We start from the raw sequence: 1,175 nt of genomic DNA on the forward strand, positions 1-1,175 counted from the left end.
AATATTTTCAGGAACTCTTCTTGTATAAAAATCAGTATAATTTCCTAACATTTGCTATAATAATGTGATACAAATAAAGTAATAGATAGTTAGGAGGGAGAATTAAAATTGAAAATTATCATACCATTATTGATATCAATGTATCTGATTGCAAGTGGAAATGGAAATGTTGATTTAGCAACAACAGAACATACAATAGCAGAAAAAATGAGTTGGGAAGAAAGGCTCTATACCCCGACATACGTTACTAAAATTGATGAAAATTATTTTATAGTGGATTGTTGGCAGCATAGAGTTATTTATTCACCAAACATCGAATCTCCTATAAGTGAATGGGAAGTTTTGGATGATAAAACTCTTGGAGGTCCCCATTCGATTGCTACTGATGGTGAATTATTAGTAGTAGACAATACTGGATACCATAAAGTCAATGTTTATAAAAAAGATAAAACAGGAAAATTTGTGCTACACCAGGAAATAGAAGAGGTTGGAATTAGACCACACAGAGTTATGTATAGCCCAGAGAGCAACGGTTTTTATGTATTAGGTTCGGGTTCAACTGATATGTATTTCTTCAAAAATGTTGGAGGGAAACTACAGTTAGAGTATAGTAAAAAACTTGATTTTTTAGAAGAAAAGTATACTCGCTCGTTTAGTATTATTGATGGTAAAATGTACTTTGTATCAGGACCCAATAAAATTGTAGTGGCGGCTTATCTAGATGAGTCGTTTGATGTGATGGAAGAATATGATGTTCCAGAGGAATTATCAGGTATGAACGATATTTATAAAATCAACCAATATTTTTATATTACATCCAGCGTACCAATGAATTTCGTCCGCACTGACGATTTAAGCACTTTGAAAGATGGAGTATATGAAGACTTATATACAGATTTAGGTTTAAAGGGTACACCGTATTTCTTTAATAAAATAGGGGACTATTTTTATTTTACTGAGATAACGGAGCACTCAAGTATTTTGAGATTTACGATAGATAAAAAGAATGAAATTCAGAACTTTGAAAGGTTGCATGACTACGGATTACCTACCAAGGAATCAGAACTAAGAGGAAGCTTGTTTCCTACATGATATATGTTATCCGTTATTGATACACTTTAGTCCCCAAATAAGTAGTAACTAATCAACAACTTAATATCAAATATTTAACAGCC

Annotated in this window: 1 protein-coding gene; it reads left to right on the top strand. The window is 32.1% G+C overall.

Going from position 1 to position 1,175, the window contains the following annotated elements; all coding sequences use genetic code 11:
• Positions 1-108: 108 nt before the first annotated feature.
• On the top strand, positions 109-1,092 hold the full coding sequence (locus tag C9J34_RS13915) for an NHL repeat-containing protein (protein ID WP_107840783.1): 984 nt from the start codon (positions 109-111) through the stop codon (positions 1,090-1,092).
• Positions 1,093-1,175: the final 83 nt, after the last annotated feature.

Origin of the sequence: Metasolibacillus meyeri (genome assembly GCF_003049505.1) — a bacterium.
GTDB classification, from domain to species: domain Bacteria; phylum Bacillota; class Bacilli; order Bacillales_A; family Planococcaceae; genus Metasolibacillus; species Metasolibacillus meyeri.